This is a genomic window from Pseudomonas sp. IPO3749 (assembly GCF_013386605.1).
Lineage (GTDB): Bacteria > Pseudomonadota > Gammaproteobacteria > Pseudomonadales > Pseudomonadaceae > Aquipseudomonas > Aquipseudomonas azotoformans_A.
On the sequence record NZ_JACARN010000023.1, the window covers coordinates 54,133 to 76,638 of the forward strand.

General features: G+C 60.2%; 20 protein-coding genes. 10 read left to right on the top strand and 10 right to left on the bottom strand.

Annotated elements, in window-relative coordinates:
- Positions 1-3: 3 nt before the first annotated feature.
- The 4 genes from cyoE (at position 4) to HX812_RS11990 (ending at position 4,337) form a co-directional block, all read left to right on the top strand.
- Positions 4-891 (top strand): heme o synthase, encoded by an 888-nt coding sequence (gene cyoE / locus HX812_RS11975; protein ID WP_003194050.1) that lies wholly within the window; start codon positions 4-6, stop codon positions 889-891.
- Between the two features lie 145 nt (positions 892-1,036).
- Positions 1,037-2,128, top strand: a complete 1,092-nt coding sequence (locus tag HX812_RS11980) for a pyridoxal phosphate-dependent aminotransferase (RefSeq protein ID WP_038846726.1) — start codon at positions 1,037-1,039, stop codon at positions 2,126-2,128.
- A 142-nt stretch (positions 2,129-2,270) separates the two neighbouring features.
- Entirely contained in the window at positions 2,271-2,963 is a 693-nt protein-coding gene (locus HX812_RS11985) for a LuxR family transcriptional regulator (protein WP_038846724.1), read from the top strand.
- Between the two features lie 171 nt (positions 2,964-3,134).
- Positions 3,135-4,337, top strand: a complete 1,203-nt coding sequence (locus HX812_RS11990) for an MFS transporter (RefSeq protein WP_038846722.1) — start codon at positions 3,135-3,137, stop codon at positions 4,335-4,337.
- 46 nt (positions 4,338-4,383) lie between these two features.
- Here the strand turns inward: HX812_RS11990 and HX812_RS11995 are convergent, their stop codons facing one another.
- Together HX812_RS11995 and HX812_RS12000 are read right to left on the bottom strand one after the other, a co-directional pair.
- Entirely contained in the window at positions 4,384-5,106 is a 723-nt protein-coding gene (locus HX812_RS11995; RefSeq protein ID WP_038846720.1) for a hypothetical protein, read from the bottom strand.
- A gap of 145 nt (positions 5,107-5,251) precedes the next feature.
- The gene (locus tag HX812_RS12000) at positions 5,252-5,479 is read right to left on the bottom strand and encodes a type II toxin-antitoxin system Phd/YefM family antitoxin (RefSeq protein WP_038846717.1); all 228 of its coding nucleotides are present in this window, start codon (positions 5,477-5,479) and stop codon (positions 5,252-5,254) included.
- Positions 5,480-5,616: 137 nt separating this feature from the next.
- Between HX812_RS12000 and HX812_RS12005 the strand changes: the two genes are divergently transcribed.
- Positions 5,617-7,641 carry a c-type cytochrome gene (locus HX812_RS12005; RefSeq protein WP_038846715.1) on the top strand — a complete coding sequence of 675 codons (2,025 nt, stop codon included), beginning with the start codon at positions 5,617-5,619 and terminating at the stop codon, positions 7,639-7,641.
- Here HX812_RS12005 and HX812_RS12010 read toward each other — a convergent pair.
- The gene (locus HX812_RS12010; RefSeq protein WP_038846712.1) at positions 7,638-8,888 is read right to left on the bottom strand and encodes an aspartate aminotransferase family protein; all 1,251 of its coding nucleotides are present in this window, start codon (positions 8,886-8,888) and stop codon (positions 7,638-7,640) included. The two genes, HX812_RS12005 and HX812_RS12010, sit on opposite strands and share 4 nt — an antisense overlap.
- Positions 8,889-8,971: 83 nt before the next feature.
- Positions 8,972-9,871, bottom strand: a complete 900-nt coding sequence (locus HX812_RS12015) for a LysR substrate-binding domain-containing protein (protein WP_038846708.1) — start codon at positions 9,869-9,871, stop codon at positions 8,972-8,974.
- 144 nt (positions 9,872-10,015) lie between these two features.
- Here HX812_RS12015 and HX812_RS12020 point away from each other — a divergent pair, with 144 nt between their 5' ends.
- Positions 10,016-11,044 (top strand): amino acid ABC transporter substrate-binding protein, encoded by a 1,029-nt coding sequence (locus HX812_RS12020; RefSeq protein ID WP_033896227.1) that lies wholly within the window; start codon positions 10,016-10,018, stop codon positions 11,042-11,044.
- 12 nt (positions 11,045-11,056) lie between these two features.
- Here HX812_RS12020 and HX812_RS12025 read toward each other — a convergent pair whose 3' ends face one another.
- The 3 genes from HX812_RS12025 to HX812_RS12035 form a co-directional block, all read right to left on the bottom strand.
- The gene (locus HX812_RS12025) at positions 11,057-12,070 is read right to left on the bottom strand and encodes a diguanylate cyclase domain-containing protein (protein ID WP_038846705.1); all 1,014 of its coding nucleotides are present in this window, start codon (positions 12,068-12,070) and stop codon (positions 11,057-11,059) included.
- Positions 12,071-12,211: 141 nt separating this feature from the next.
- A complete protein-coding gene (locus HX812_RS12030) occupies positions 12,212-14,095 on the bottom strand; it encodes an alkaline phosphatase D family protein (protein WP_038846703.1) in 1,884 nt (627 codons plus the stop codon).
- A gap of 449 nt (positions 14,096-14,544) precedes the next feature.
- Positions 14,545-15,333 carry a VacJ family lipoprotein gene (locus HX812_RS12035; RefSeq protein WP_038846701.1) on the bottom strand — a complete coding sequence of 263 codons (789 nt, stop codon included), beginning with the start codon at positions 15,331-15,333 and terminating at the stop codon, positions 14,545-14,547.
- Positions 15,334-15,497: 164 nt separating this feature from the next.
- On the opposite strand from HX812_RS12035, the gene HX812_RS12040 reads away from it, so the two are divergent.
- Both HX812_RS12040 and HX812_RS12045 read left to right on the top strand, forming a co-directional pair.
- Entirely contained in the window at positions 15,498-16,208 is a 711-nt protein-coding gene (locus tag HX812_RS12040) for a response regulator (RefSeq protein ID WP_038846698.1), read from the top strand.
- Positions 16,205-17,521 carry a cell wall metabolism sensor histidine kinase WalK gene (locus HX812_RS12045; RefSeq protein WP_038846696.1) on the top strand — a complete coding sequence of 439 codons (1,317 nt, stop codon included), beginning with the start codon at positions 16,205-16,207 and terminating at the stop codon, positions 17,519-17,521. Before HX812_RS12040 ends, HX812_RS12045 begins: the two co-directional genes overlap by 4 nt.
- Before the next feature lie 219 nt (positions 17,522-17,740).
- Here the strand turns inward: HX812_RS12045 and HX812_RS12050 are convergent, their stop codons facing one another.
- The 3 genes from HX812_RS12050 to HX812_RS12060 all read right to left on the bottom strand — a co-directional run bounded on the left by HX812_RS12050 (position 17,741) and on the right by HX812_RS12060 (position 21,171).
- Positions 17,741-19,984 carry an ATP-binding protein gene (locus tag HX812_RS12050; protein WP_038841622.1) on the bottom strand — a complete coding sequence of 748 codons (2,244 nt, stop codon included), beginning with the start codon at positions 19,982-19,984 and terminating at the stop codon, positions 17,741-17,743.
- Positions 19,981-20,595 (bottom strand): biliverdin-producing heme oxygenase, encoded by a 615-nt coding sequence (locus HX812_RS12055; protein WP_038841619.1) that lies wholly within the window; start codon positions 20,593-20,595, stop codon positions 19,981-19,983. The genes HX812_RS12050 and HX812_RS12055 overlap by 4 nt, the downstream gene beginning before the upstream one ends.
- A gap of 195 nt (positions 20,596-20,790) precedes the next feature.
- A complete protein-coding gene (locus tag HX812_RS12060; protein ID WP_038841617.1) occupies positions 20,791-21,171 on the bottom strand; it encodes a response regulator in 381 nt (126 codons plus the stop codon).
- A gap of 200 nt (positions 21,172-21,371) precedes the next feature.
- Between HX812_RS12060 and HX812_RS12065 the strand changes: the two genes are divergently transcribed.
- Positions 21,372-21,749 (top strand): cytochrome c family protein, encoded by a 378-nt coding sequence (locus tag HX812_RS12065; RefSeq protein WP_038841615.1) that lies wholly within the window; start codon positions 21,372-21,374, stop codon positions 21,747-21,749.
- Between the two features lie 78 nt (positions 21,750-21,827).
- The gene (locus HX812_RS12070; RefSeq protein ID WP_038841613.1) at positions 21,828-22,403 is read left to right on the top strand and encodes a hypothetical protein; all 576 of its coding nucleotides are present in this window, start codon (positions 21,828-21,830) and stop codon (positions 22,401-22,403) included.
- Positions 22,404-22,506 lie beyond the last annotated feature (103 nt).

Here is a 22,506-nt window from a genome sequence, read left to right on the forward strand (position 1 = left end):
CCGATGTCGCTTAAGCACTTTATCCAAATCACCAAACCGGGGATCATTTTCGGTAACGTGCTTTCTGTGGCGGGCGGTTTCTTCCTGGCCTCCAAGGGACATGTCGATCTGGCCATCTTCCTGGCTGCAATGATCGGCACTTCCCTGGTGGTAGCTTCCGGATGCGTGTTCAACAACTGCATCGACCGTGACATCGATATCAAGATGGAGCGCACCAAGAATCGCGTGCTGGTGCAGGGCCTTATCTCCCTGAAACTGGCACTGATCTACGCGACCGTCCTGGGTGTTGCCGGTGTGGCGTTGTTGTACAAGGTGGCCAACCCGCTGGCGGCGCTGTTTGCCGTGATCGGTTTTGTCATCTACGTCGGCCTCTACAGCCTGTACCTCAAGCGCAAGTCGGTTCACGGCACGCTGGTGGGCAGTCTGTCGGGGGCGATGCCGCCGGTGATTGGTTATGTGGCTGTAACCAATAGCTTCGACATGGCCGCGCTGACGCTACTGGTGATGTTCAGCCTGTGGCAGATGCCGCATTCCTACGCCATCGCGATTTTCCGCTTCAATGACTACCTGGCCGCGTCAATTCCGGTTCTTCCGGTTAAGCGTGGCATCCAGGTCGCCAAGAAACACATCCTGCTGTACATCCTGGCCTTCCTCGTGGCGACCTTGATGTTGACCTTCAGTGGCTACGCCGGCATGAGCTACCTTGCCGTCGCCGCCGCCATGGGCATGTACTGGTTGTACATGGCCTGGACCGGCTACAAGGCGGTGGATGACACCGTCTGGGCACGCAAGCTGTTCGTGTTCTCGATCTTCACCATCACCGCGCTCAGCGTGATGATGTCCCTGGATTTCCAAGTGCCGAAAGAGCTGTTGCTGACCTACGCTCACTGAGTGGTCCCGCAGTGAAAAAGCCCCGCCTTCGAGAGAAGCGCGGGGCTTTTTCTTGGGCGGTGGTTTAAATCCCTGGGTATTTTTATCGTCATACCCTTGAGTACGAGCTGTGCGAATCCATCCCTCGCCAACAAGGAGTTGCCACATGGTCAGCGTTAGTCGTCGGTCCCTTCTCGCTGTAAGTGCTGCCCTGCCATTGCTGGGGCGGCTGGATTGGGCGATGGCAGCGCCGCCGCCGGCAAAGTCTGACAAGGTACGCCTCAACTACAACGAAAGCCCCTACGGCCCCTCAGGTGCTGCGCGTGAAGCGATGCAGCGAGGCATCGCCACCTCCGGACGCTATCCTTACGGACATATGTACAGGTTGGCCGGGCTGTTTGCCCAGCAGCAGGGTATTGCCGAAGAACAGGTGGCAGTGTTTGCAGGCTCCATGGCCGCGTTGCGTTATGCCGTACTCGCATTCACCACCGAAACCCGCGGCCTGGTGATGGCCACACCGTCTTATGAAGTGCCGCGCCAGGCCGCCGAGTCGAACAAGGCGCCGGTGAAGGAAGTCAGCCTGGATGCCGACCATGCCCACGACATTCCGGCCATGCTCGCCGCCGATCCGCAGGCCGGCATGCTCTACCTGTGCAACCCCAACAACCCCACTGGCACTATTACACCGACCGAGGCCATCCGCCACGCGTTGGCGAACAAGCCCAAAGGCAGCGTGTTGGTGGTGGACGAGGCTTACATCGACTTCGCTGACGTGCCCAGTGTCGTCAGTTGGACCAAGGACCACGACGACCTGCTGGTACTGCGCACCTTCTCGAAAATCTACGGCATGGCCGGCGCCCGCCTGGGCTTGGCCATCGGGCATCCAGCGTTGCTGGAGCGACTGGCCGTGTTTGGTGGCGACAACGTACCGGCCGGCACCACCCTGCTCGGTGGCCTGGCCAGCCTGGAGGACGTGAAGCTGTTGCCACAACGCAAGGCGCTCAACAATCAACTGCGTGATGAAACCGTAGCCTGGTTGAAGGGACGCGGATTCACCTGCACCGCCTCCCAGGCCAATTGCTTCATGATCGACGTGAAGCAGCCGGCGGAGCAGGTGATCGAAAAGCTGGCGGCGCAGGGCGTGCTGATCGGACGAGTGTTTAAAGGCTGGCCGCAGTGGGTGCGGGTGACGGTGGGTAACAAGCAGGAAATGCAGCGTTTTCGCGAGGTGTTCGCGCAGCAGATCGTGAGTATTTAAGCCCCTGAGACCTGTTTCATTCTCGTCCTTTACGGCGTATTTTTTACGCGATGAGTCGACGTTGTCTCAAGCGCTTCGGGATAGAAGCCTTCAGCTCAGGTCGCCGGGCTCATTCCGTAGTCAACGATCAAGGACGATACCTATGCGACGCGATGCCCAACCCAACGATGCGCCCGAATCCGTGCGGCAATTACTCGACGTTGAACTGAGCCGGCGCGGGCTGGGACATTTCGAGGTCTACCAGTGCGGGCCGACGCTGGATGAAGCCGAGATCATTTCCAACTACCCCGAAGCCTTGGAGCAGTCCGACACCGCCGATGATTTTTATCGGCGCGACCGGCTGGTCTCCCTCACCCGCAAACGCATCAAACCGTTTTTCTGGAGTGATGAAAACCTGCTCAAACCTGCCTCCGACGCGGTGCCTGTGCCGGGCCCGTGCAAGCCGGTGGGCGAAGGCGCCAGTTTCATCGTGCATGGCAATCAGGGGTTCTACTCGGTGCTTAACCTTTGCAGCTTTGGTGAAGGCCAGCAGTTTCGCGAGACAGTGCTGGCGAACCAGAGTGAGCTGCAGATGTTGTTGGTGTCGGTCTATGACGAGGCCCTGGAAAACCGCCCGCCCGTCGAGCGGCCTAACGTGCTGACTCCCCGGGAGACTGAAGTGTTGTCCTGGTCGAGCCTGGGCAAGACCTACAACGAGGTGGCACTCCTGACCAGCATGACGTCCCATACGGTCAAATTCCACATGACCAACATCTTCGCCAAGTTGGACGTCACCAACGGCAAGTCAGCGGTTCGCAGGGCCTTGGAACTGGGTTACATACGTTCCCCGTCATAAGCCCCGAACGGGTCCGGCGCCGCTGTCTACCTGTCCATATGGGCAGCTTGTTGGCCGGCCAGAGGTGCATTACGTTTCCCCGCTATTGAGTCCGATGCCGGATGAGCCGGCATCGTCATGGCGAGGGAGCGGTTCCATGAAACGTTGCGAAACCGGTTGCAAGGTGTCCCGATGATGGGCACTTACCGAGCCTTGCGCAGCCTGAATGCTCGGCTGCAGTCACTGTTCATGATCACCTTGGTGTTCCGTATGGGGACCCTTGCGTTTCCCTTCTACGCGGCGTACCTGATCCAGCAACACGCCGTATCGTCGGGCACTGCGGGGCTGTTGGTGGGGTTGTACGGTGCCGGAGCGTTGTGCACCGACCTGGTTATTGGCGCGGTCATCAAGCGTTTCTCGGCGCATCGGGTGATCCTGGCTTCACTGCTGTTCAATGCGTTGCTGCTGCTGATCATCCCTTCGGTGGACAACACCCTTGCACTCTTGCTGCTGTCTTTTCTCTGGGGCGCCTGTTACGAAGCGTTCACGCCCGCGACTTACTCCGAGACGGTTGCTCACAGCTCGCTGGATGCTCGCAAAGTGGCGTTTTCCTGTAACCGCCTGGCAATCAATATCGGGATGGCCATCGGGCCCTTGCTGGGAAGCCTGGTGTTCCTGCGCAATGCGGATGCGGTGTTCTACATCAACGCGGGCCTGTCGCTGTTGGCCTTCGGTGCGTGCCTGGTGTTCGGGCGAGCAGTACCCACGACGTCGGGCCTGCCCGTTGCCGGCAAAGGCGAGGGGTTGCCCGAGGTGGCGGCCCATGAGCGCTCGCGGCTGCTGGTGATATTGCTGGCGGCACTGCCGGTGCATGTGGCTTACGCCTTGCCCCCCACGTTTCTGTCGGCCTTCATCATCCATTACACCTCGCTGCCTACCTACTACGTGGGCATCATCTTCTTCATCAATGCGCTGTTAGTGATTGTGTTCGAAGTGCCGATCAACCTGCGTATGGCGCATGTGTCCAGTAGCCGCTCGCTGGTCGCAGGGTTCCTGCTGGCGGGCGTCGGCTTCTTCCTGATGGGATTCGGGCAGGTGGGGGCATTGTTGATGGTGGCCACGGTGCTGTGGAGCCTTGGCGAGATGATCGTGTTCCCCGGCATTACCCACTACATCAGCAGCATTTCCAGCCGTGGCACGGTGGACCGCAACCTTGGCTACTACTCGGCAGGCGTGAATATCGGCGTCATGATCGCGCCGTCGCTGGCGTTCATGCTGGTGTCACGGCCGTCCTTGCCGTCGCCATGGTTGTTGGCAGGTTTTACCTTGTTGCTGTTCGCCGTCGCCGTTGGAGTGATGAAAACCTCGACGGTGCTTTGGAACAAGCAGGCCTGAGGGGGACGAGGCGCACTGCATTGCGCGGACGCCTCGTTGCACTAGGTCATGACTGGGCGCTGATGGCGTAGCCGTCGAAGGCGCTTTGTTGCTGCAACGCGGTCACGATGCTCTTGCGGGTGACCGGTTGCTCGGTGCCGCTGTTGTCGACGAAGGTTTCACTTTCCAGCTCCGCTTCGCTGCCTTCACCCACGAATGCAAAGCCCAGGAACTCGAACGCTTCACGGTCGACGTTCGGCTTGGAGCGCGGCGTGCGCAGCGGCAAGGTGACGCTGATGCCATCCTTGCTGATCACAAACACTTCGGCTTCTTTCTTGGGGCGTGAAGCCTTGCTCTTGCCGGCGCTCGGGTTGCTGATGGCCTGGTGGCTCTGGTTCAGCACTTTCAACGCAAGGCCGTACACAAGCTCCTGGAACTCGGGATCGTCCTTGAAGCTGGACAGGATGCGGCTGATCGAGAATTGGCTGCTCAGGTCTTCCAGGGCGGCGTTGTCAGCGGCCTCGGCGTCCTTGAGTTGTTTGAGCTGGCCCATCAGGTCGTAGGCCTTGTCGTCGTCGAAAGCATCGTGGGCCTGACGGATGGCCACGCGCAGTTCGCGGATCTGGTCGCTTTCCTTGGACGTGTGGAAAGCGTCCAGCACCATCTCGCTGATGATCTTGGCCGCAGGCAGATGCTGTGAAAGATTGATGGCGTTTTCGTATTCAGCTTTGGCGTGCAAGGCGACTACGGATTCTTCGGGGGCGGATTGTTCGGTGTAAGAATCGGACATTGAAATTTCACTACTTCAGTAAACGAGGACAAAAAAGCGTCGGGCATTTTCAGGGGGCAGGGAGGTCAGGTCAAGGTGAGGTTCCGGCGGGTAAATTCATTCAGTAGTCGCCTCTACCCTTGGGGGACGCGGGTATTTTTATTCTTCAATCAACTACTTTGGCTTTGCGGGCCAGCAGGGTGTTGGCTGAGCGGATGAGGCGTTTGGCATTTTCTGGCGAGCGCAGCAGATAGCCTGTCTCTTCAAGCGCATTGAACTCTGACAACGAAATCATCACCACAGGCTCACCTTTTTTCCGGATTACCAGCAGTGGGATGCGATCTTCGTTGACCCGATTCATCGTTTCGGAAAGATGGGCGCCTGTTGTTGCCATCCGTTTCGCCCTGACCCATATCAACACCCCTGTTCGCTAAACCCGTTACAACGTCCTGGCCTGATAAACCCATAAAAACGACCACTGACCTGCGCCAAGGGGACCGCCCCACGCCAGGTTATTAAAGGACTAATGCGATGGCGCTTTCCCTTTCCCGCCTGGCCTTGCTGGGGGCGACGCTCTGCTTGTCTCTTCCCCTGCACGCCAACGTTCCCGACGCTTCGCTGATCGAACACGGCAAATACGTCGCGCAACTGGGCGACTGCATCGCCTGTCACACCGCCAAGCAGGGCAAGGTGATGGCCGGCGGCCTGGAACTGAGCACGCCGATGGGCAGGATCTTTTCGAGCAACATCACGCCGGACCGCGAAACCGGCATTGGCGCCTACACCTTCGAGCAGTTTGACCGCGTCATGCGCGAAGGCGTGACGCCGACGGGGATGAACCTGTACCCGGCGATGCCGTATCCCTCCTACGCCAAGATGAGCGAAACCGACATGCGCGCCCTGTTTGCGTACCTGATGCAAGGCGTCGAGCCGGTGCAGCAGGCCAATCTTGAGGCGGACATGGGCTTCCCGTTCAACCAGCGCTGGGGCCTGGCATTGTGGAATTTCGCCTTCCTCGATAAACAACCCTTCACGCCGGATCCGGCACGCGACGAACAGCTCAACCGTGGCGCCTACCTGGTCCAGGGCCTGGGCCACTGTGGCTCCTGCCACACGCCACGGGGCATCGCGTTCCAGGAAAAAGCCCTGAGCGACGAAGGCTCCAGCGGCCAGCATTACCTGGCCGGAGAAACCGTCGAGCATTGGCGTGCCCTGAGCCTGCGCAACCTGTGGACGGTGGAAGACACCGTGCAACTGCTCAAGACCGGGCAGAACCGCTTTGCCACGGTCGCCGGCAACATGGCCGATGTGATTCACCACAGCACCCAACACTTCAGCGATGATGACCTGACCGCCATCGCTAGCTATCTGAAGTCGCTGCCGCCCGGCAAGGACGACCTGCCCATGCCGTCCGTGGCCCTGGCGCCTGCCACGCCACCGGCAGATCTGTTCACCAGCCGTGGCGGCCTCGGGTACATGCAGTTCTGCAGCGACTGCCACCGCAGCGATGGTGCGGGCGTGAAAGGTCTGTTCCCACCCCTGGCCGGCAACCCGAGCATTGCGTCCAGCAACCCGACGTCACTGTTGCACATCACCCTGACGGGCTGGGAAACCGCACAAACGGCGACGCACCCACGGGTCTACACCATGCCGGGTTTCGCCCGTTTGAAGGATCAGGAAATCGCCGAAATCCTCAGCTTCGTGCGCACCCGCTGGGGTAACGAAGGCACGCCGATCAGCGCTGTCCAGGTGAAGAAACTGCGCGACCAACTCAACCCAGCTACCACCGATTCGTCGGCCTTCGAAACCCCGCGCCTGGCCGAGTTGCTTGCGGCGCCCAACGCCGACCAGGTGGTTCGAGGTATGCGCCTGCACCTGCAAACCAAAGAGCTGCTGCCCGACAACGTCGGCAATTCACTCAATTGCAGCAGTTGCCATCTCAACGCTGGCACGGTGGCGGATGGCTCGCCGTTTGTGGGCGTCTCGGCGTTTTTCCCCAGCTATGCACCGCGCGCGGGCAAGGTGGTGACCCTGGAAGAGCGCATCAATGGTTGCTTGCGCCGCTCGATGAATGGCAAACCCCTGCCGCCGCAATCGGCGGACATGCAAGCGATGGTTGCCTACTTCGACTGGATGAAAAACAACACCCGCCCCGAAGACAAGGTGGCCGGGCGCGGCGTGGGCAAGGTCGACCCGGCGATCAAGCCGGACCTGGCCAATGGCAAACAGGTCTACGCCAAGCAATGCGCGGTGTGCCATGGCGACAACGGCCAGGGCCTGGCACGGGCCGATGGCGAACTGATCTACCCGCCGCTGTGGGGCGATCAATCGTTCAACATCGGTGCTGGCATGGCCCGCACCTACACGGCGGCGGCGTTCGTCAAACGTAACATGCCGATTGGCTTCCATGAGAAATTCCCGTTGGGGCAGGGCGGTTTGTCGGACCAGGAAGCGGTGGATGTGGCGGCGTATTTCTCAGGCCAACCGCGCCCGGACTTCCCGGACAAGATCAAGGACTGGCCGAACGGCGGTAAACCTGTCGATGCGCGTTACTAGTCCAACTGTTTGAGGCAGGCCTCGAGAATCTCCAGGCCTTCCTCCAGCACCGCAGGCTCGATGGTCAGCGGTGCCAGCAGGCGGATGATGTGCCGCGACTTGCCGCTGGGCATCAGCAACAAACCGGCGTCCCGCGCCAGGCCGAGCAACTGGGCCAGCTGTTTCGACGCGGGCGTGCCGTCGGCGTTGGCCAGTTCTATACCGCGCATGGAACCAACGCCGGTCAGGCGGCCGAGGTAGGGTGTCAGGCCTTGTGCACGCCAGGTCTCATAACGGCTGACGATGGCTTCTTCCTGCTGTGAGCCCCAGGTTTTCAGGTGTTCATCGGTCATTGCATCCAGCGTTGCCAGCGCTGCTGCACAGGCGATGGGATTGCCGGAGTACGTGCCGCCCAGGCCACCTTTGGGCAGATTGTCCATCAACGCCTTGCGCCCCACGACGGCGCCCAGCGGTACACCGCCGGCGATGCTTTTACCCAGCAGGATCAAGTCCGGCTCGATCCCCAGGCGCGAGAAAGCAAAACGCTCGCCGGTGCGGCCAAAGCCCGATTGGATTTCATCGGCAATCAGCAGGATGTTGTTCTCGTCGCAAAAGCGCCGCAGCGCCTGGGCGAATTCAATGTGCAGCGCCAGGAACCCGCCTTCGCCCTGCACCGGCTCGATGATGAAGCAGGCCACGTCGTTGACGTCGATTTCAACGCTGAACAGGCGGTCCATGGCCTTCAGCGCCTCGGCGCAGGTCACGCCGTTATCGGCGCTGGGGTAGGGTAGGTGATACACAGGGCCGGGTAGTACTCCGACCTTTTGTTTGTAGGGCGCGACTTTGCCATTCAGGTTGAGCGTGGCCAGGGTACGGCCGTGAAAGGCACCATCAAATGCGATCACTGCGGTGCGGCCGGTGGCACCGCGCACGATCTTCAGCGCGTTTTCCGCCGCCTCCGCGCCGCTGTTGGTGAGCATGCCGCTGACGGGGTAGTCCACCGGGATAAATGCGGTAAGACGATCCATCAGCTCGATGTAGGGCGCGTGAGGTGCTGCGTTGAACGCGTAGTGGGTCAGCTTAGTCGCCTGGTCACGAATGGCTTCGACCACGCGGGGGTGGCAATGACCGAGGTTGAGCACACCAATGCCGCCGACAAAATCGATATAGCGTTTGCCCGAGGTGTCCCAGACCTCGGCGTTTTTGCCGTGGCTGAGGCTGATGGGGTGAACGATGGAAATCGACTGGCTGATGGTTTCGCGGCTCATGAATCGGGGACTCGGCAGTGGCGGGCTTGTTTTTATCTAAGCCGGGCGCCCGCCCTTGCCGCAAACGAAATAAAGTCGCCGGGTCATGACTGAAAGTCGGGATGTGTGCCGACGTACTCCACCATCCAGTTGAGGAAGGCTTTCACCTTGGGAATCTCGCCGGCATGTTCGGCATGGGCGATGAAGTGCGCGCCGCTGCTGGGCATCGCATAGTGCCAGGGAATCATCAGGCTGCCCTGGGCCAATTCATCCGCCACCAGATACTGCGGCACCAGCGCCACGCCATAGCCTGATTGTGCTGCGCGGATGCACATGTAGAACGTGTCGAAACGCGGCCCATGGTAGCTGTTCTGCGAATGCAGGCCCTGTTCCAGGAACCATTCGTGCCAGGCTTCCGGGCGCGAGGTGCATTGCAGCAAGGTATGGCGCGACGAGGCATCGCTGCCTTCGGCGACAAAGCCTGGTGCACACACCGGCACCACCGCTTCACGGAACAGCTCGATGCAGGTCGCCCCCGGCCATGAGCCCTGTCCGAAGAAAAATGCGATATCGGCCTTGGCCTGCAACACGTCGAAAGGCTCCAGCTCGTTGCGCACGTCCAAATGAATATTCGGATGTTTCGCCGCAAAGTCCTTCAGCTTGGGCACCAGCCAGCGGTCACCGAAGGTGGGCTGGGTGGCGATGCGCAGCACCTCGGTCTCGCCACCGTAGGTGAGGATGTAGCGGCTGGAGATATCCACTTGGGTGAGGATCTTGTGCACTTCGGCCAGGTACAGCGAGCCCGCCGGCGACAGGTATAGGCGCTGGCGCACCCGATCGAACAGGTTGTGGCAAAGCATCTCCTCCAGCTGCGCCACCTGCTTGCTCACCGCACTCTGGGTCAGGTGCAGCTCTTCGGCGGCGCGAGTGAAACTCAAATGGCGGGCGGCGGCCTCGAAGCATTGCAGGGCCGTCATCGAGGGGGTCAAGCGTTTTGAAATCATGCACTTCATTCCAAATCGGAAGGAGCCTTTGCCTAAAGGTCGTTTGTGGCAGTGGCGCAAAGCCGTTGATACTGCCCGGCAGCACTATAAACCGGCGCGGGCTGTGGAGCGCCGAATAATAAGGAATGACAGGGAGCGCCTTGCATGAACCCATTCAAAACTACTTTGGCCGCCATCGGTGCCACCGCCGTGCTGGGCTTGGCGAGTACCGCCCAGGCGGGCACGACCCTGGACGCCATCCAGAAAAAAGGTTTTATCCAGTGCGGCGTCAGTGACGGGCTGCCGGGCTTCGGCGTGCCGGACAGCAAGGGCAAGATGACCGGTATCGATGTGGACGTGTGCCACGCCGTGGCAGCGGCTGTTTTCGGCGATGCGTCGAAAGTGAAATTCACCCAGTTGACCGCCAAGGAACGCTTCACCGCGCTGCAATCCGGTGAAATCGACCTGATCTCACGCAACACCACCTGGACCAGTTCCCGTGATTCGGGCATGGGCCTGGTGTTCACCGGCGTGACCTACTACGACGGCATCGGCTTCCTGGTGAACAACAAACTGGGCGTCACCGCAGCCAAGCAACTGGACGGCGCCACCGTGTGCATCCAGGCCGGCACCACCACCGAACTCAACGTGTCCGATTACTTCCGCACCCATGGCATGAAGTACACGCCGATCACCTTCGACACCGCTGATGAAAGCGCCAAGGGCCTTGAAGCCGGGCGTTGCGACGTGCTGACTACCGACCAGTCGGGCCTCTACGCCCAGCGCATCAAGATGGCCCACCCGGATGAGTTCGTGGTGTTGCCGGAAGTGATTTCCAAGGAACCGCTGGGGCCGTTGGTGCGCAAAGGCGATGACGAGTGGTTCAGCATCGTCAAATGGACCCTGTTCGCGATGCTCAATGCCGAGGAAATGGGCATCACCTCGCAGAACGTCGAAGAGCAGGCCAAGACCACCAAGAACCCGGATGTCGCGCGGTTGCTGGGGGCGGACGGCGAATACGGCAAGGACCTGAAACTGCGCAAGGATTGGGTGGTGCAGATCGTCAAGCAGGTGGGTAATTACGGCGAAGTGTTCGAGCGCAACATCGGCCAGGGCAGTGTGCTGAAGATCAAGCGCGGGCTTAATGCGCTGTGGAACAACGGCGGCATCCAGTACGCGCCGCCGGTTCGCTGACACACTGGGGTGTCATTCGGACACCCCATCTTTCCCCGCTGCCTTGGCGCGATACAACGCTTGATCGGCGCGCGCGATCAGGGCAGTGGGAGGCTCATCGGTTTGACGCTCGGCCACGCCCAGGCTCAAGGTGACCTTGAAGTCGTCCCGGTGCGGGCTGTTTTTCAACTTCAAACGGATACTAGCCGCCATTGATTTTGCGATCGCCAATGAGGTTTTGGGCAAGACCAGCACAAATTCATCGCCGCCCCATCGGGCCAGCAGGTCGCCTGGGCGGATACAGCTTTGCAGGCATTCAACCACCTGCACCAGCGTCTGATCGCCCACACCGTGGCCGTATCGGTCATTGATGGACTTGAAGTCATCGACGTCCATCGCGATCAGCGCCAACGGCAGGCGAAAGCGCTGGGCGCGCTCGCACTCTTCCTGTAGTACTTTTTCCAGACGGTAACGATTGGCGACCAGGGTCAAGGCATCCCTTTCGGCCAGGGAGCGATTTTCATCCAACTGTAGTTGCAACTGCTGATTGACCCGCGACAGCTCGCGCGTGCGTTCGGCCACCAGCGCTTCAAGGGACTGATTACGCCGTTCCAACTGCTCGACGGAGCATTTGCGCAGATGAATATCACGATGGGCACCGACCATGCGCGCGACCGAGCCATCCGCATTGCGCGCAATCACGTAGCCGCGGTCTTCGATCCACAGGTAGCTGCCATCTTTTTTACGGCAACGGTACTCGGCCTGGTAGTGGGGGGCGCGACGGTGGATGTAGTCGTCGAACACCTTCATCACGTCGGGGTAGTCATCCGGGTGGATCACGTTCTCCCAGGTGAACACGCTGTTCTCCAGTGCATGGCGATGATAGCCAAGCATTTCGTACCAGCCGGGGTTGCGGTAGACGAACCCGGTATTGGCGTTCCAATCCCAGATCCCGTCGCTGACCAGCTCCAGGACGGTGTGCAGCATGTCGGCGTTGAAGTGAGAGAAATCCTGCTTTAACGGATTATTGTCGGAGGTATCGTTCATCTGCGCATTCCCTTGCGTAGGCAGGCATCTGAAGCCTGCCACTGTTGTCGCCGATACTCCGTGGCTGGGGCTACTGTACAACGGGGGCTGGAGGCTTTGAATAGGGCAGATGTACGGCTTACGATTGATGGCTATAGGCTATTATTTTGGGGCCGTCATCCTCGTCGGCACCTTTCCGTCCGCATTGTGCTGGTAAATCGCTTCAGGCTGACCTCTTTCATTGAAAAACACCTGGCCGATACCCGCCGAATTCCATAACCGTTCGCCCGCTTCGGCATGCTCAGGAATATGTGGCACCACCTGCATGGTGCGGCGGCGCGTGAACCAGTTGAGGGGCGAGCGGGGTGAGTAGAGCCAGCGGTTGAGGCGGTCGAACCACTCCAGTAATCGTGGTGGAAATTCGTTCTTGATGCCGCTGCTGGTGATCTGCCAGATCCTGGGGCCGGCGTTGCGATGGCGGATCAGCACTTCGTAGACGAACGAGTAGTGCACGTCACCGGAGAGGATCACGTAGTTACCTGGCGTGCGTGAGTGGCGGAAGATATTGAGGATCACCTGTGCAGCGCCGCGATGGGCCATCCAGTTTTCCGCGTCCACCAGCAAGGGGTGGCCGCACCAACTGAAGACTTTCTGCACCGTCTCGATCAGCTTGACGCCAAAGATCGGCGCGGGCGAGACGATGATGGCCGAGGGGTGGTCCAGTAGCTCCTGTTGCAGTTCGCTCAAGGCTTCCCAGTCCAGCAGGCCTGAAGGTTGCTTGAGGGTGAACTCGCTGCGCCAGCGGCGGGTTCGGGTATCGAGCACCACCAGGGCAGGGGTGGTAGGCAATACGTAGTGCCAGCGTTGAAATTTCAGCAGTGTTTCGAGCAGTTCATCCTGCGCAGCGGCGTCCAGATGGTTGGCTTGAGGCTGAGCAGTGAGCGCCTGGGTCTGGCTGACCAGTTCGCCGAATGCATCCGGTTGGTTGCCCCAGCCTTGGCACAGCAGGTAAGCCAGCAGGGCGTTGCCGATGATGCGTTTGGAAAAGGGATGGCCGTAGGCGGTCTCTTCCCATTGGGCGCTGAGGTTCCAGTCATCGGTGATGTCGTGATCATCAAAGATCATCAAGGTGGACAGGTGGGCAAAGACACGCGCGACGCCTGGCAGGCCGTCGCGGAATCGATCTATTTGTATTTGTTCGCGGGCGTAACGCTGCTGTCGTTCTGCATTCAGATGCGGCGGTTGAGGCGTGATCAGCGTCCAGGGCGTTGGAGACCACACCAGCAAGTACATCGCGATGACTTCGGCAAAGGTCACCAGGTGGTTGTCGGCGGTGCTGCTGGTGAATATCGGCTTTTTCACACCGCCAAAGAAGCGTTCGCGCAGGGTTTCGTTGCTGTCCAGCGCAGGCAGCAAGTCGGCGCGATGGTAGTAACTGGCGCTGTGTCCATAGAGGCTGGCGCTGTCATCGACCACCGCGCCCTCCAGGTACTCATCGAACAAACCCAGGCGCGCAATCAATGCATGGATTGCCCGCAACATCGGCCCGGCCACATCATCGGCGTAGACCTGGTCGCCACTCATCATCAGCAGGGCCGGGCGGTCGCTCGGGCTTTGGGCATCGGCCAACAGGCGGTCGACACACAGCAGGCCCTCATCGGCGCTGTGGTGGGGTTTGCGGCAGGAGCCATGGACCAATTGATGGATGCGGCTGTGCAAAACGAAACTCGGGAGTTGGGCGTTGGCGTACAGCAGGTGCGGTGCCCAGTCGGCGATGCCGGTGTTGTCAAACCGCAGGTCGTAGCTGATCGCCATGTCCAGGGGCAGCGCTTCGTCCAACGGCACATCAATCAGGTGGATAAAAGCATGGCGCCCCACGCGTACGACTTGACACTCGTCTGGCGAGATCACCCGTGTTTGCGTAGGCAATGCCAGCGTCAATTCCAGCGCTCGACTCCCTACCAGCCACAACACCAGGCGCCGAGGTTCGAGGCGTCGTAACAGTGGGCCGGCCAATACGGCGGGCAGTGTGTCGGTGTTCGGCATGCAGTTGAGGTTTCCAGGCTGGATTGAACCGGCAAGATTAATCCAGTGAATGTCATGGTTTTGTTAAGTGAGAGTACGAAGGGCCGTGCACTGCCCTTCGTCTAATGCGGTTTAAAGCAGATTGCCTCTACCGAGGCTGTCTAGCCCACCTCCGGTTTTACGGCGCCGATCATTACCGGCCGCGCTTTCAGGATCAGCGACGCTCTGTTGAGTATGTGTTGCGTCAATGCTGCGCTTCCTGCGCTGGGGCTCTGCATCATCCTGCTGCAGTGGGGGGTATTGAAAGTTGCCCAGTGAGTGATTGATTGCGCTAAGCATGGATGTTTCCTTCTATAGGAGTAGAGGATTACTTCGCCTTTCGCAGCGAAGTGAGACCAAACCTATAGAGGGTGAGAAAGACCGGCTATAAACGCGCTGCTGCAAGATATGACTGGCGTTGGCGCCTTTTTTCAAAAGTCGTCAGAGGCGCCATTCGCGCAACTGTCTAGACCGGGAGATGTAGCGCCTTGCTTGCCCTCCCGCACAAACGCTGCCCGATTTTCCGCCACCACATTACGCAACGCGCTGTAGTAATCCGGCAGCTTCTGCAGGCTGTCGGTAAGCGGCAAGAGCGATGCCCGTGTATCGACCGTACCGCCGACCAGGCTGAGGGTGCCCAGGGTCTGTACCGTATCGCTGTCGCCCAGCGGCGAGACCAGGAAGCTCAAGACCTTGCCCGCGGCGTCCCGGCTATTGCTGGTGCCCAACAAGGGCAATTCAACAATGGGGCCGCTGCCCATGCCCCACACGCCGAATGTCTGGCCGAAGTCTGCTTTGTGGCGTGGGATACCCAGACGGTCGGAAACATCGAATAGTCCCACCACGCCTATCGTCGTGTTCACGGCAAAACGCCCCAGGGTATTGACCGAACGTCGCGGGTTGCCTTGCAGCAGATCGTTGATAAACACCTTCGGCTCGCTGAAGTTGCTCGCGAAGTTATGCACACCCTGCTGGAAAAAATCCGGCAGGTAACGGTAGCCGCGAGCCACGGGAGCCAGGGCGTAGTCGTCCACCGCACGGTTGAAGGCAAACACCCCCCGGTTGACCGGTTCGGCCGGGTCATACACCGGGTAGTTCACCTGTGCACATTGCGTGGTGGGCGTTACGGGCGCCGGGCTCGCACAGCCCGTCAGGTAAGACACAGTCAACAACAGCACGGCCTGGCGAGCCAGATGCTGGGGGTAGGTCAGCGAGCGCATGGGCACAGTCTCCGCAAAAGGGAGGCCGATGCTGGCATTGCGGCCTTGCGCAAAGATGTCTGGTTTATTGCGCGGTTGACGTTTTATTGCAGGGTTGAAATATATGACGGGCCGCGCCGAATGGTTTTAGATGACACCTTGTCCCAGCCCAGTGAAGACCGTCGGTGAGCAACCTGTTGATCGTGGACGATGACCTTGAAGTCCTCGCCCTGCTGAAGAAATTTTTCCTGCAACACGGCTATACGGTCGAGACCGTGGCCAGTGGCATCGAACTGTGGGCGGCCATGGAGCGCCAGCCCGCCGACCTGATCATCCTCGACCTGATGCTCCCCGGCGACAACGGCTTGCTGTTGTGCCAGCGCCTGCGCCAGCAATACGCCACGCCGGTGATCATGCTCACCGCCATGGGCGAACTCAGCGACCGCGTGGTGGGCCTGGAAATGGGCGCCGATGATTACTTGAGCAAGCCCTTCGACGCCCGCGAATTGCTGGCCAGGGTGCGCGCGGTTTTGCGCCGGGCGGGTGAAAGCCGGCCGCCCTTGGGCGATGCCGCGCGCCCGCTGATCGGTTTTGCCGGCTGGCAACTGGACCTCACGCGCCGTGAGTTGCGTTCGCCCGACCAGGTGATGATCCCACTGTCGTCCGGCGAGTTCGACCTGCTGCTGGTGTTTGTCGAACACCCGCAACGGGTGCTCAGTCGCGAGCAACTGCTGAACCTGGCGCGCGGCCACAGCCATGATGCGTTCGACCGCAGCATTGACGTGCAAGTGAGCCGCCTGCGTCGCAAGCTGGAATTCGATACCAAGCGCCCGGCGATGATTCGCACAGTGCGCAACGGTGGCTACCAATTCACCGCCAGCGTGACCCGTTCATGAGGCGGCCACGTGATACCGTCGCCCGCTGGATTGCCTTGACCATCCTGATTGCGATGTTGACTGCATTGGCGTTCAACGCCTTGTTTGTGCAATTGGCCGGTGTGTGGGCCCGACCCCCACTGACTGAAATCGGGTTGTTGGAAAGGATTGCCGTGGTGGTGCGCGTGGTCGAGGCCTGCGAACCGTCGCAACGTCCACATCTGGCCCAAGCAGTGGGTGACGAAGGGTTCAGCGTGGTGTGGGCCGCCCAGCGCCAGGCCTTGGGGTTACCCGTTCTGGCCGACCCCGACTTTCACTCGGGCGAGCAGGCCTTCAAGCACCTGCTCCAGGGCCCACCTCGTCCGATGGAGGCGTATGAACCGTCTGACTGGCCCGACGGCAATGGCCGCTACGCACTGCTGGTGCGACTGGCCGACCAATCCTGGCTGATGTTCAGCGCGCCGTCGCGCAGTTGGGGGCTGGACGATGGTGCACGTAGCCTGATCGTGGTGCTGCTGGTGCTGGTCTCGACCGCGCTGGTCACCCTGGTCGCGACCCGTCGCCTGGCCCGACCTCTGCAGCACTTCACTCAGGGCGCGCGGCGCTTTGGTGCCGACTTTCGGGCGCCGCCCATTGAGCCGGTCGGCCCGCACGAAATCCGCCAGGCGATCCTCGCCTTCAACAGCATGCAGGCGCAGTTGCGGCATTTCATCCAGGACCGCACCCAAATGCTCGCCGCCATTTCCCACGACTTGCGCGCGCCGCTGACACGCCTGCGGCTGCGCGGTGAGTTCATCGAGGACGCCGATCAACAGCAAAAGCTGTTTCGCGACGTGGACGAAATGCAGGCCATGATCAACACCGCGTTGGAATTCTTCCGCGACGACGCCCGGCTGGAACAAGCCACCCAACTGGACCTGGCGGAATTGCTGCAAACCCTGATCGACGACTACCGTGACCAAGCCATCGAACTGACCTTTTGCGGCCCGCCGCGCCTGGTGTATTTCGGCCGGCCATTGGGCCTCAAGCGCGTGATGACCAACTTGATGGACAACGCGATTCACTACGGCACCACGCCGCAGATCGAGTTGCAGCAGAAGAATGGAGAGGTGGTGGTTCGCGTACTGGATCGCGGGCCAGGCATTCCCGTTGAACATCGCGAGCGGGTGTTCCTGCCGTTCTATCGACTTGAAGGGTCACGCAACAAAAGCACGGGCGGTGTCGGCTTGGGGCTCTCCACCGCTCGGGCGATTGTGCTGGAACATGGCGGCACCTTGACCCTGGCCGAACGCCAGGGAGGGGGGTTGGAGGCGGTGGTGGTGTTGCCCATTTAAACGTGGCAAGCGAGGATCTTGTGGTGAGCGGGCTTGCCCCGCGCTGGGCTGCGAAGCAGCCCTGAAACAGACGACCTGTCTCTGACTGGAAATATGCGGTGGCTTGATTGGGGCTGCTTCGCAGCCCAGCGCGGGGCAAACCCGCTCACCACAACAAGCCCGCTCACCACCGACGACCGGATTCTCACAGAATAGCAATCAGCCCCCGGAGCCGTTCATTCAGGTATGTGAGTCGTCGATCACCTTCGGCACCGTGAACCGGAACTCACTGCCGCGGCCCACCTCACTCTCGGCAACGATCTTGCCGCCATGGGCCTGGACGATGCCTTGTGTGATGTACAACCCCAGACCGCTGCCGGTCGGGTTGTTTTCCGCCTGTGTCCAGTAGCGGTCGAACACATGGGGCAGCTGTTCCGGCGCAATACCTTCGCCGGAATCGCGCACGGAGAACACGATTTCTTCGCCATTGCTCATGGCGCTGATCCCGATATTGCCCTGGCGTGGGGTGAACTTGATGGCGTTGCCGATCAGGTTCGACAGCACCTGGAACAGGCGCTCCGGGTCGGCATTGATCTGCAGGCCCGGCTCGGCGTTGAACGACAGATCAATGCCTTTCTCCATCGCCAGGGGCGCCAGCAACGAGTAGGCCTCATCGAAAATCTGGCTCACATCCAGTATCACCGGCCGCACCACATAACGCCCGGCCTCGATTTTCGAGGTGTCGAGCAAGTCTTCCAGCAGCACGTTCATACGTCCGGCGGCCTGTTGCATGGTGTCGATGGCCGAGGAAATCCGCCGCGACGTGTGTGGGCCATCGGAGCTGAAGGCCTTCTGCATCATGCCGCACAGCATGGAGATGACCGTCATCGGGTTGCGCAGGTCGTGGGACACCACTGCCACCAGCTCATCGCGGGCGCGCACGGCTTGTTGCTCGCGCAGCACCTGGCGGGCCAGGTCGTTTTCCAGGGCTGAACGGCGCAGGTCGTTGGCGGCGAAGTGGTCGCCATGGCTCCACTTGGTGGAGATGCCGGCCATTTCCACTTTCCAGATTTCAAATGAGGTGCGTGGGCGAAGGCGCAGGCCCGCGTCGGAGTTTTCCAGGTCCAGCGGTTTTTTCGGGTCGCCGCTCCAGTTGATGTTCTCTTTCACTTCCGGGCGGAACCACAGCACGCCGTTATCCACAGGCTTGGGCAGACTCATGGCCAGCACGCCACTGGCTACCTGCTGGAACTCGGCGGCCGGCGGGTAGACCGACGACAGGTTATGGCTGGAGAACACCGGCTCGCCACCTTCTTGCAGCCACTTGTGCAACGCACGGATCTGCGCCGGCTCCGGGCAGTTACCGTAGCGGTGCAGTTGCTTGTCTTCAATGATCGCCACGCCGCCGGACAGGGTCAGGTCCATCAGTAATTGCGGCTGCTGGGCCAGGCCGTCGAACACATTGGCTTCGGAGGCTTTCATCGCGCGATCCAGCTGGGCGAGGGCCTCGACTTTCTCTTCACGCTGACGGCTCAGGTCCAGGGCTTCCATGGCGCTGATTTGCAGCGACAGCACCTGGCCTATGGTCTGGCAGGCCGTGCGCAGGTCATTGGGCACCAGCAACGGCTCACGGTTGCCGCAGCTGATCAGGCCCCACAGTTTGTCGCCCTTCATCAGCGAGATACTCATGGACGACAACACGCCCATGTTCTGCATGTACTGGCAATGAATCGGCGACACGCTGCGCAGGGTGGCGAAGCTCAAGTCCAACGGCTGGCCGGTGTCCGGACGCAGCTTGGGCAGCAGGGGCACGGGCTCGTAGGCAGCGTTCGGGATGATGCGTAGCCAATTGGTGCGATACAGCTCACGGGCTTGCTCCGGGATGTCGGACGCGGGGAAGAACAGCCCGTTGAACAGCTCCATGGACGGTGCGGAAGCTTCGGCGATCACCTGGCCATGGCCTTCGTCTTCGAAGCGGTAGATGAGCACCCGGTCGTAACCGGTCATGGCCTGGATTTCATTCACGCTGATTTCGTACAGCGCTTGCAGGGTTTTCGCCGACTGCAAGCGCTGCAGCATTTTGCCCAGGTCACTGGTGCGACCATTCAGCGCCCTTGGGCGGAAATCCTTGAGCAGCGGTTCGAACTCCAGTACCAGCACCTGCTGATGGCGATGCAGCAGGCCTTCGAATTCCGCACCGTTAAACGTGACGTGCAAGGGCGGCGCATCGAAAAACGTATTGTTTTGCGCCATGTCGGCAACCGCCTTGGCGCGCTCTACGCCTACCAGCGTGTGCAGTGGCTGGCCAAGCAACGCTTCGGCGGCATGGCCGAACAACGTGGCGACGTTGGCGCTGACCTGGATGATGTTGAGGTCCGGCTCCGACAACGTCAGCAGTACACCGTGGGGCTGGATGGCGCCGGGGAAACGGATGGGCTCATCGGCACAGTTGGCAAGCAGCTCTTCAAAATCTTCGGGTTTCATAGCAGTACCTCCTGGCTGTCGAGCCATTGCTCAAAGCAGCTGAATGTTGATCGGGCAGCGTCCACGGCGCGCTGTTTGGCTGGCGCGTCGAGTGGCTGGTCGCCCAGGTAATCAAGAAAGTCTTTCCAGCGTCGGCCGGTCTCTACCCCGTAGATATTGAGAAACGCACCGCCGTTGTCGGCATTCACGTTCAGGCGCTGGGTCATTTCCCGGCGCAGTACTTGGCCGCCCAGGGTCGCGCCTTCGAGTACATACAAGGCGCCCAGGCAGGCAGCGGGGGTGTCGAAGGTGGGGAGTTCAAGGCAACGGGGCAGGGTGTCGACAGCTCGGTCATCCAGGCCTAGGGCATTGAGATCACCTAGCAGCGTCGGTGTTTTCACACGCAACGCGCAGTCGTAGCCATTAGGAATCAAGCCACTGGCGTACAGTGCCGACTCGACTGGCCCATAAAAACCGTAATACGCCTGGACCAGGCGCTGATACCAATCGGCATCCAGGCGCTCGGTGAAAAACGGCAGGCGCTTTTCCAGCGCTACATGCAGCAGGGCGGTACCTGTGCGCAACGCCTCCAGCAATGAGGGCGCACCAACGTCATGGGCCTGTGAATGCATTCAATGAGCTCGAGCTGTGGGCCTTTCGGCCATGAATGACGCGTGGAAATGGGCGACGATTCTACACACCTCAAAGCCTTCATCTGTACGCACAAGGCGAAAAGGCTGACCAGCGGATCAGAAAAGTCGCTCCTTGCTTCATTAATGACCGCAGCGCTTGCCGCGAAGTTCGGTTAAAGCGATGTCGCAACGCCATTAATGCATGGACAACCCCTGTTGGGTCAACGCGGTTTGCACGCATTCAATCAAATGTTCGCTGCTCCACGGCTTGGGCAGGAAGCGCACCGATCCCCCTAACTGAGCCGCCAACTTGGTGTTACCCGAGGTGAGCACCACCGGGACGCTCGGCCAACGATGCGCCACTACCCGGCTCAAGTCATAACCATTGAGCAAACCCGGCATTTGGATATCACTGACAATCAAGTCCACCGGGTCATCGCCCCGTTCCAGGTAAATCATCCCTTCATCCGCCGAAGGAAACGACGTCACCACGGCGCCGAAATCCTCCAGTACATCCACCATTAACGATCGAATGATCTCGTCGTCTTCCAACACTAAAATCGATGGCTGAGCCATGATCCTTACTCCACCATCAGGGTTCATTAAGGTGGAGTAGAACACGTCTATATAGGTTCGATTGGATATCTATGGGGCGATGGATGGTCGTTTCAGAGGTGCTATCCGGTAAAGTGCAGGGCTCGCTTCTACGTGCTCAAGGATTGATATGTTTATCCGCAACCCTTTGGTTCCAGAACTGATCTAGAAATGGAGTCCCCATGAAGTACCGTGCTTTGATGACCCTCGCCCTGACCCTCACCACAAGCCCTGCCTTCGCAGCCGGTGACGCCGAGGCCGGCGGCAAGCTCTTCACCAAGACCTGCGGCGGTTGCCACAGCATCGGCGAAGGTGCGCGAGGTGGGTTCGGGCCGGAGCTCAACGGCATCATCGGAAGGCCTGCCGGGACCACCACGGACTATCAGTACTCCGACGCGATGAAAAACTCCGGCGTGGTCTGGACGCGGGACAAACTTGCCGCCTACATCGAGGCGCCGAAGAAGGTGGTGAGCGGCACGCGGATGATCTTCTGGGGCATCAGTGATCAGGAGAAGATTGAAAACATTCTGGCGTACCTTGAGACCTTTCAGCCCAAGTGACCGTGTTGCAGGCGCGGAACATTATGTTTAAAAGCCGGTCCAGTCATCACACCTATTCACTGATAAGGACATCTCACCGTGAAACGAATTGCACTGCTCTCCCTCATTACCCTGGCCCTGTGCGCCTGCCAATCCAACCAACGCGACTCCTCGCCCAGCCTGCTCAAGGACGGCATTCAACTGCGCCAGAAAACCGTGGCCGTAGATGCGGAGCACGCCAAGGTCATCATGAAGGCCACCGGCGGCACCAACCCCGTCGAATTTGCGATCCGCCGCGAAGGCGACCCCGACCAACGCCTGGAAACCCTCGGCACTGTGATGGATACCGGTGAAGGCAAGGTCTTCAACTGGATCGCCAAGCTGAACCAGACGGTGGCGAGTGCGGGGTTCAAGCGGTTTCCACAGTTGGAGATTCAGGCGGACCCTGGCAAGAAACTCACCGTGTCCAGCTCGGCGAGAAGCCAGGGCAATGGGATTTACTACAGCTGCGGGCCGGTGATGAACACGTTCAGCCCGGAAAAGGCCAAGGTGTATTTGGTGGAGTTCCAGTTCCGGCTCAACCGTGCGGCGTGTGCGCTGCAGGTGTTTGATATTACGGATCCGGGGAATCGGGTGTTGGTTGCGGGAGAGGGGAGTGAGGTGAAGGAGGGGTAAGGGGCGAGGGGGACGACCAACCCCCCATTCGCAAGCATCTGAGATGCCTGGGGACGTTGCGGAGTTTTTTATTGGTTAGTGACAGTCTGCGCATGAAGCTGAA

Coding starts and splice junctions, on each gene's coding strand:
- cyoE (WP_003194050.1), top strand. CDS start 4: ATGTCGCTTAAGCACTTTATCCAAATCACCAAACCGGGGATCATTTTC.
- HX812_RS11980 (WP_038846726.1), top strand. CDS start 1,037: ATGGTCAGCGTTAGTCGTCGGTCCCTTCTCGCTGTAAGTGCTGCCCTG.
- HX812_RS11985 (WP_038846724.1), top strand. CDS start 2,271: ATGCGACGCGATGCCCAACCCAACGATGCGCCCGAATCCGTGCGGCAA.
- HX812_RS11990 (WP_038846722.1), top strand. CDS start 3,135: ATGATGGGCACTTACCGAGCCTTGCGCAGCCTGAATGCTCGGCTGCAG.
- HX812_RS11995 (WP_038846720.1), bottom strand. CDS start 5,106: ATGTCCGATTCTTACACCGAACAATCCGCCCCCGAAGAATCCGTAGTC.
- HX812_RS12000 (WP_038846717.1), bottom strand. CDS start 5,479: ATGGCAACAACAGGCGCCCATCTTTCCGAAACGATGAATCGGGTCAAC.
- HX812_RS12005 (WP_038846715.1), top strand. CDS start 5,617: ATGGCGCTTTCCCTTTCCCGCCTGGCCTTGCTGGGGGCGACGCTCTGC.
- HX812_RS12010 (WP_038846712.1), bottom strand. CDS start 8,888: ATGAGCCGCGAAACCATCAGCCAGTCGATTTCCATCGTTCACCCCATC.
- HX812_RS12015 (WP_038846708.1), bottom strand. CDS start 9,871: ATGATTTCAAAACGCTTGACCCCCTCGATGACGGCCCTGCAATGCTTC.
- HX812_RS12020 (WP_033896227.1), top strand. CDS start 10,016: ATGAACCCATTCAAAACTACTTTGGCCGCCATCGGTGCCACCGCCGTG.
- HX812_RS12025 (WP_038846705.1), bottom strand. CDS start 12,070: ATGAACGATACCTCCGACAATAATCCGTTAAAGCAGGATTTCTCTCAC.
- HX812_RS12030 (WP_038846703.1), bottom strand. CDS start 14,095: ATGCCGAACACCGACACACTGCCCGCCGTATTGGCCGGCCCACTGTTA.
- HX812_RS12035 (WP_038846701.1), bottom strand. CDS start 15,333: ATGCGCTCGCTGACCTACCCCCAGCATCTGGCTCGCCAGGCCGTGCTG.
- HX812_RS12045 (WP_038846696.1), top strand. CDS start 16,205: ATGAGGCGGCCACGTGATACCGTCGCCCGCTGGATTGCCTTGACCATC.
- HX812_RS12050 (WP_038841622.1), bottom strand. CDS start 19,984: ATGAAACCCGAAGATTTTGAAGAGCTGCTTGCCAACTGTGCCGATGAG.
- HX812_RS12055 (WP_038841619.1), bottom strand. CDS start 20,595: ATGCATTCACAGGCCCATGACGTTGGTGCGCCCTCATTGCTGGAGGCG.
- HX812_RS12060 (WP_038841617.1), bottom strand. CDS start 21,171: ATGGCTCAGCCATCGATTTTAGTGTTGGAAGACGACGAGATCATTCGA.
- HX812_RS12065 (WP_038841615.1), top strand. CDS start 21,372: ATGAAGTACCGTGCTTTGATGACCCTCGCCCTGACCCTCACCACAAGC.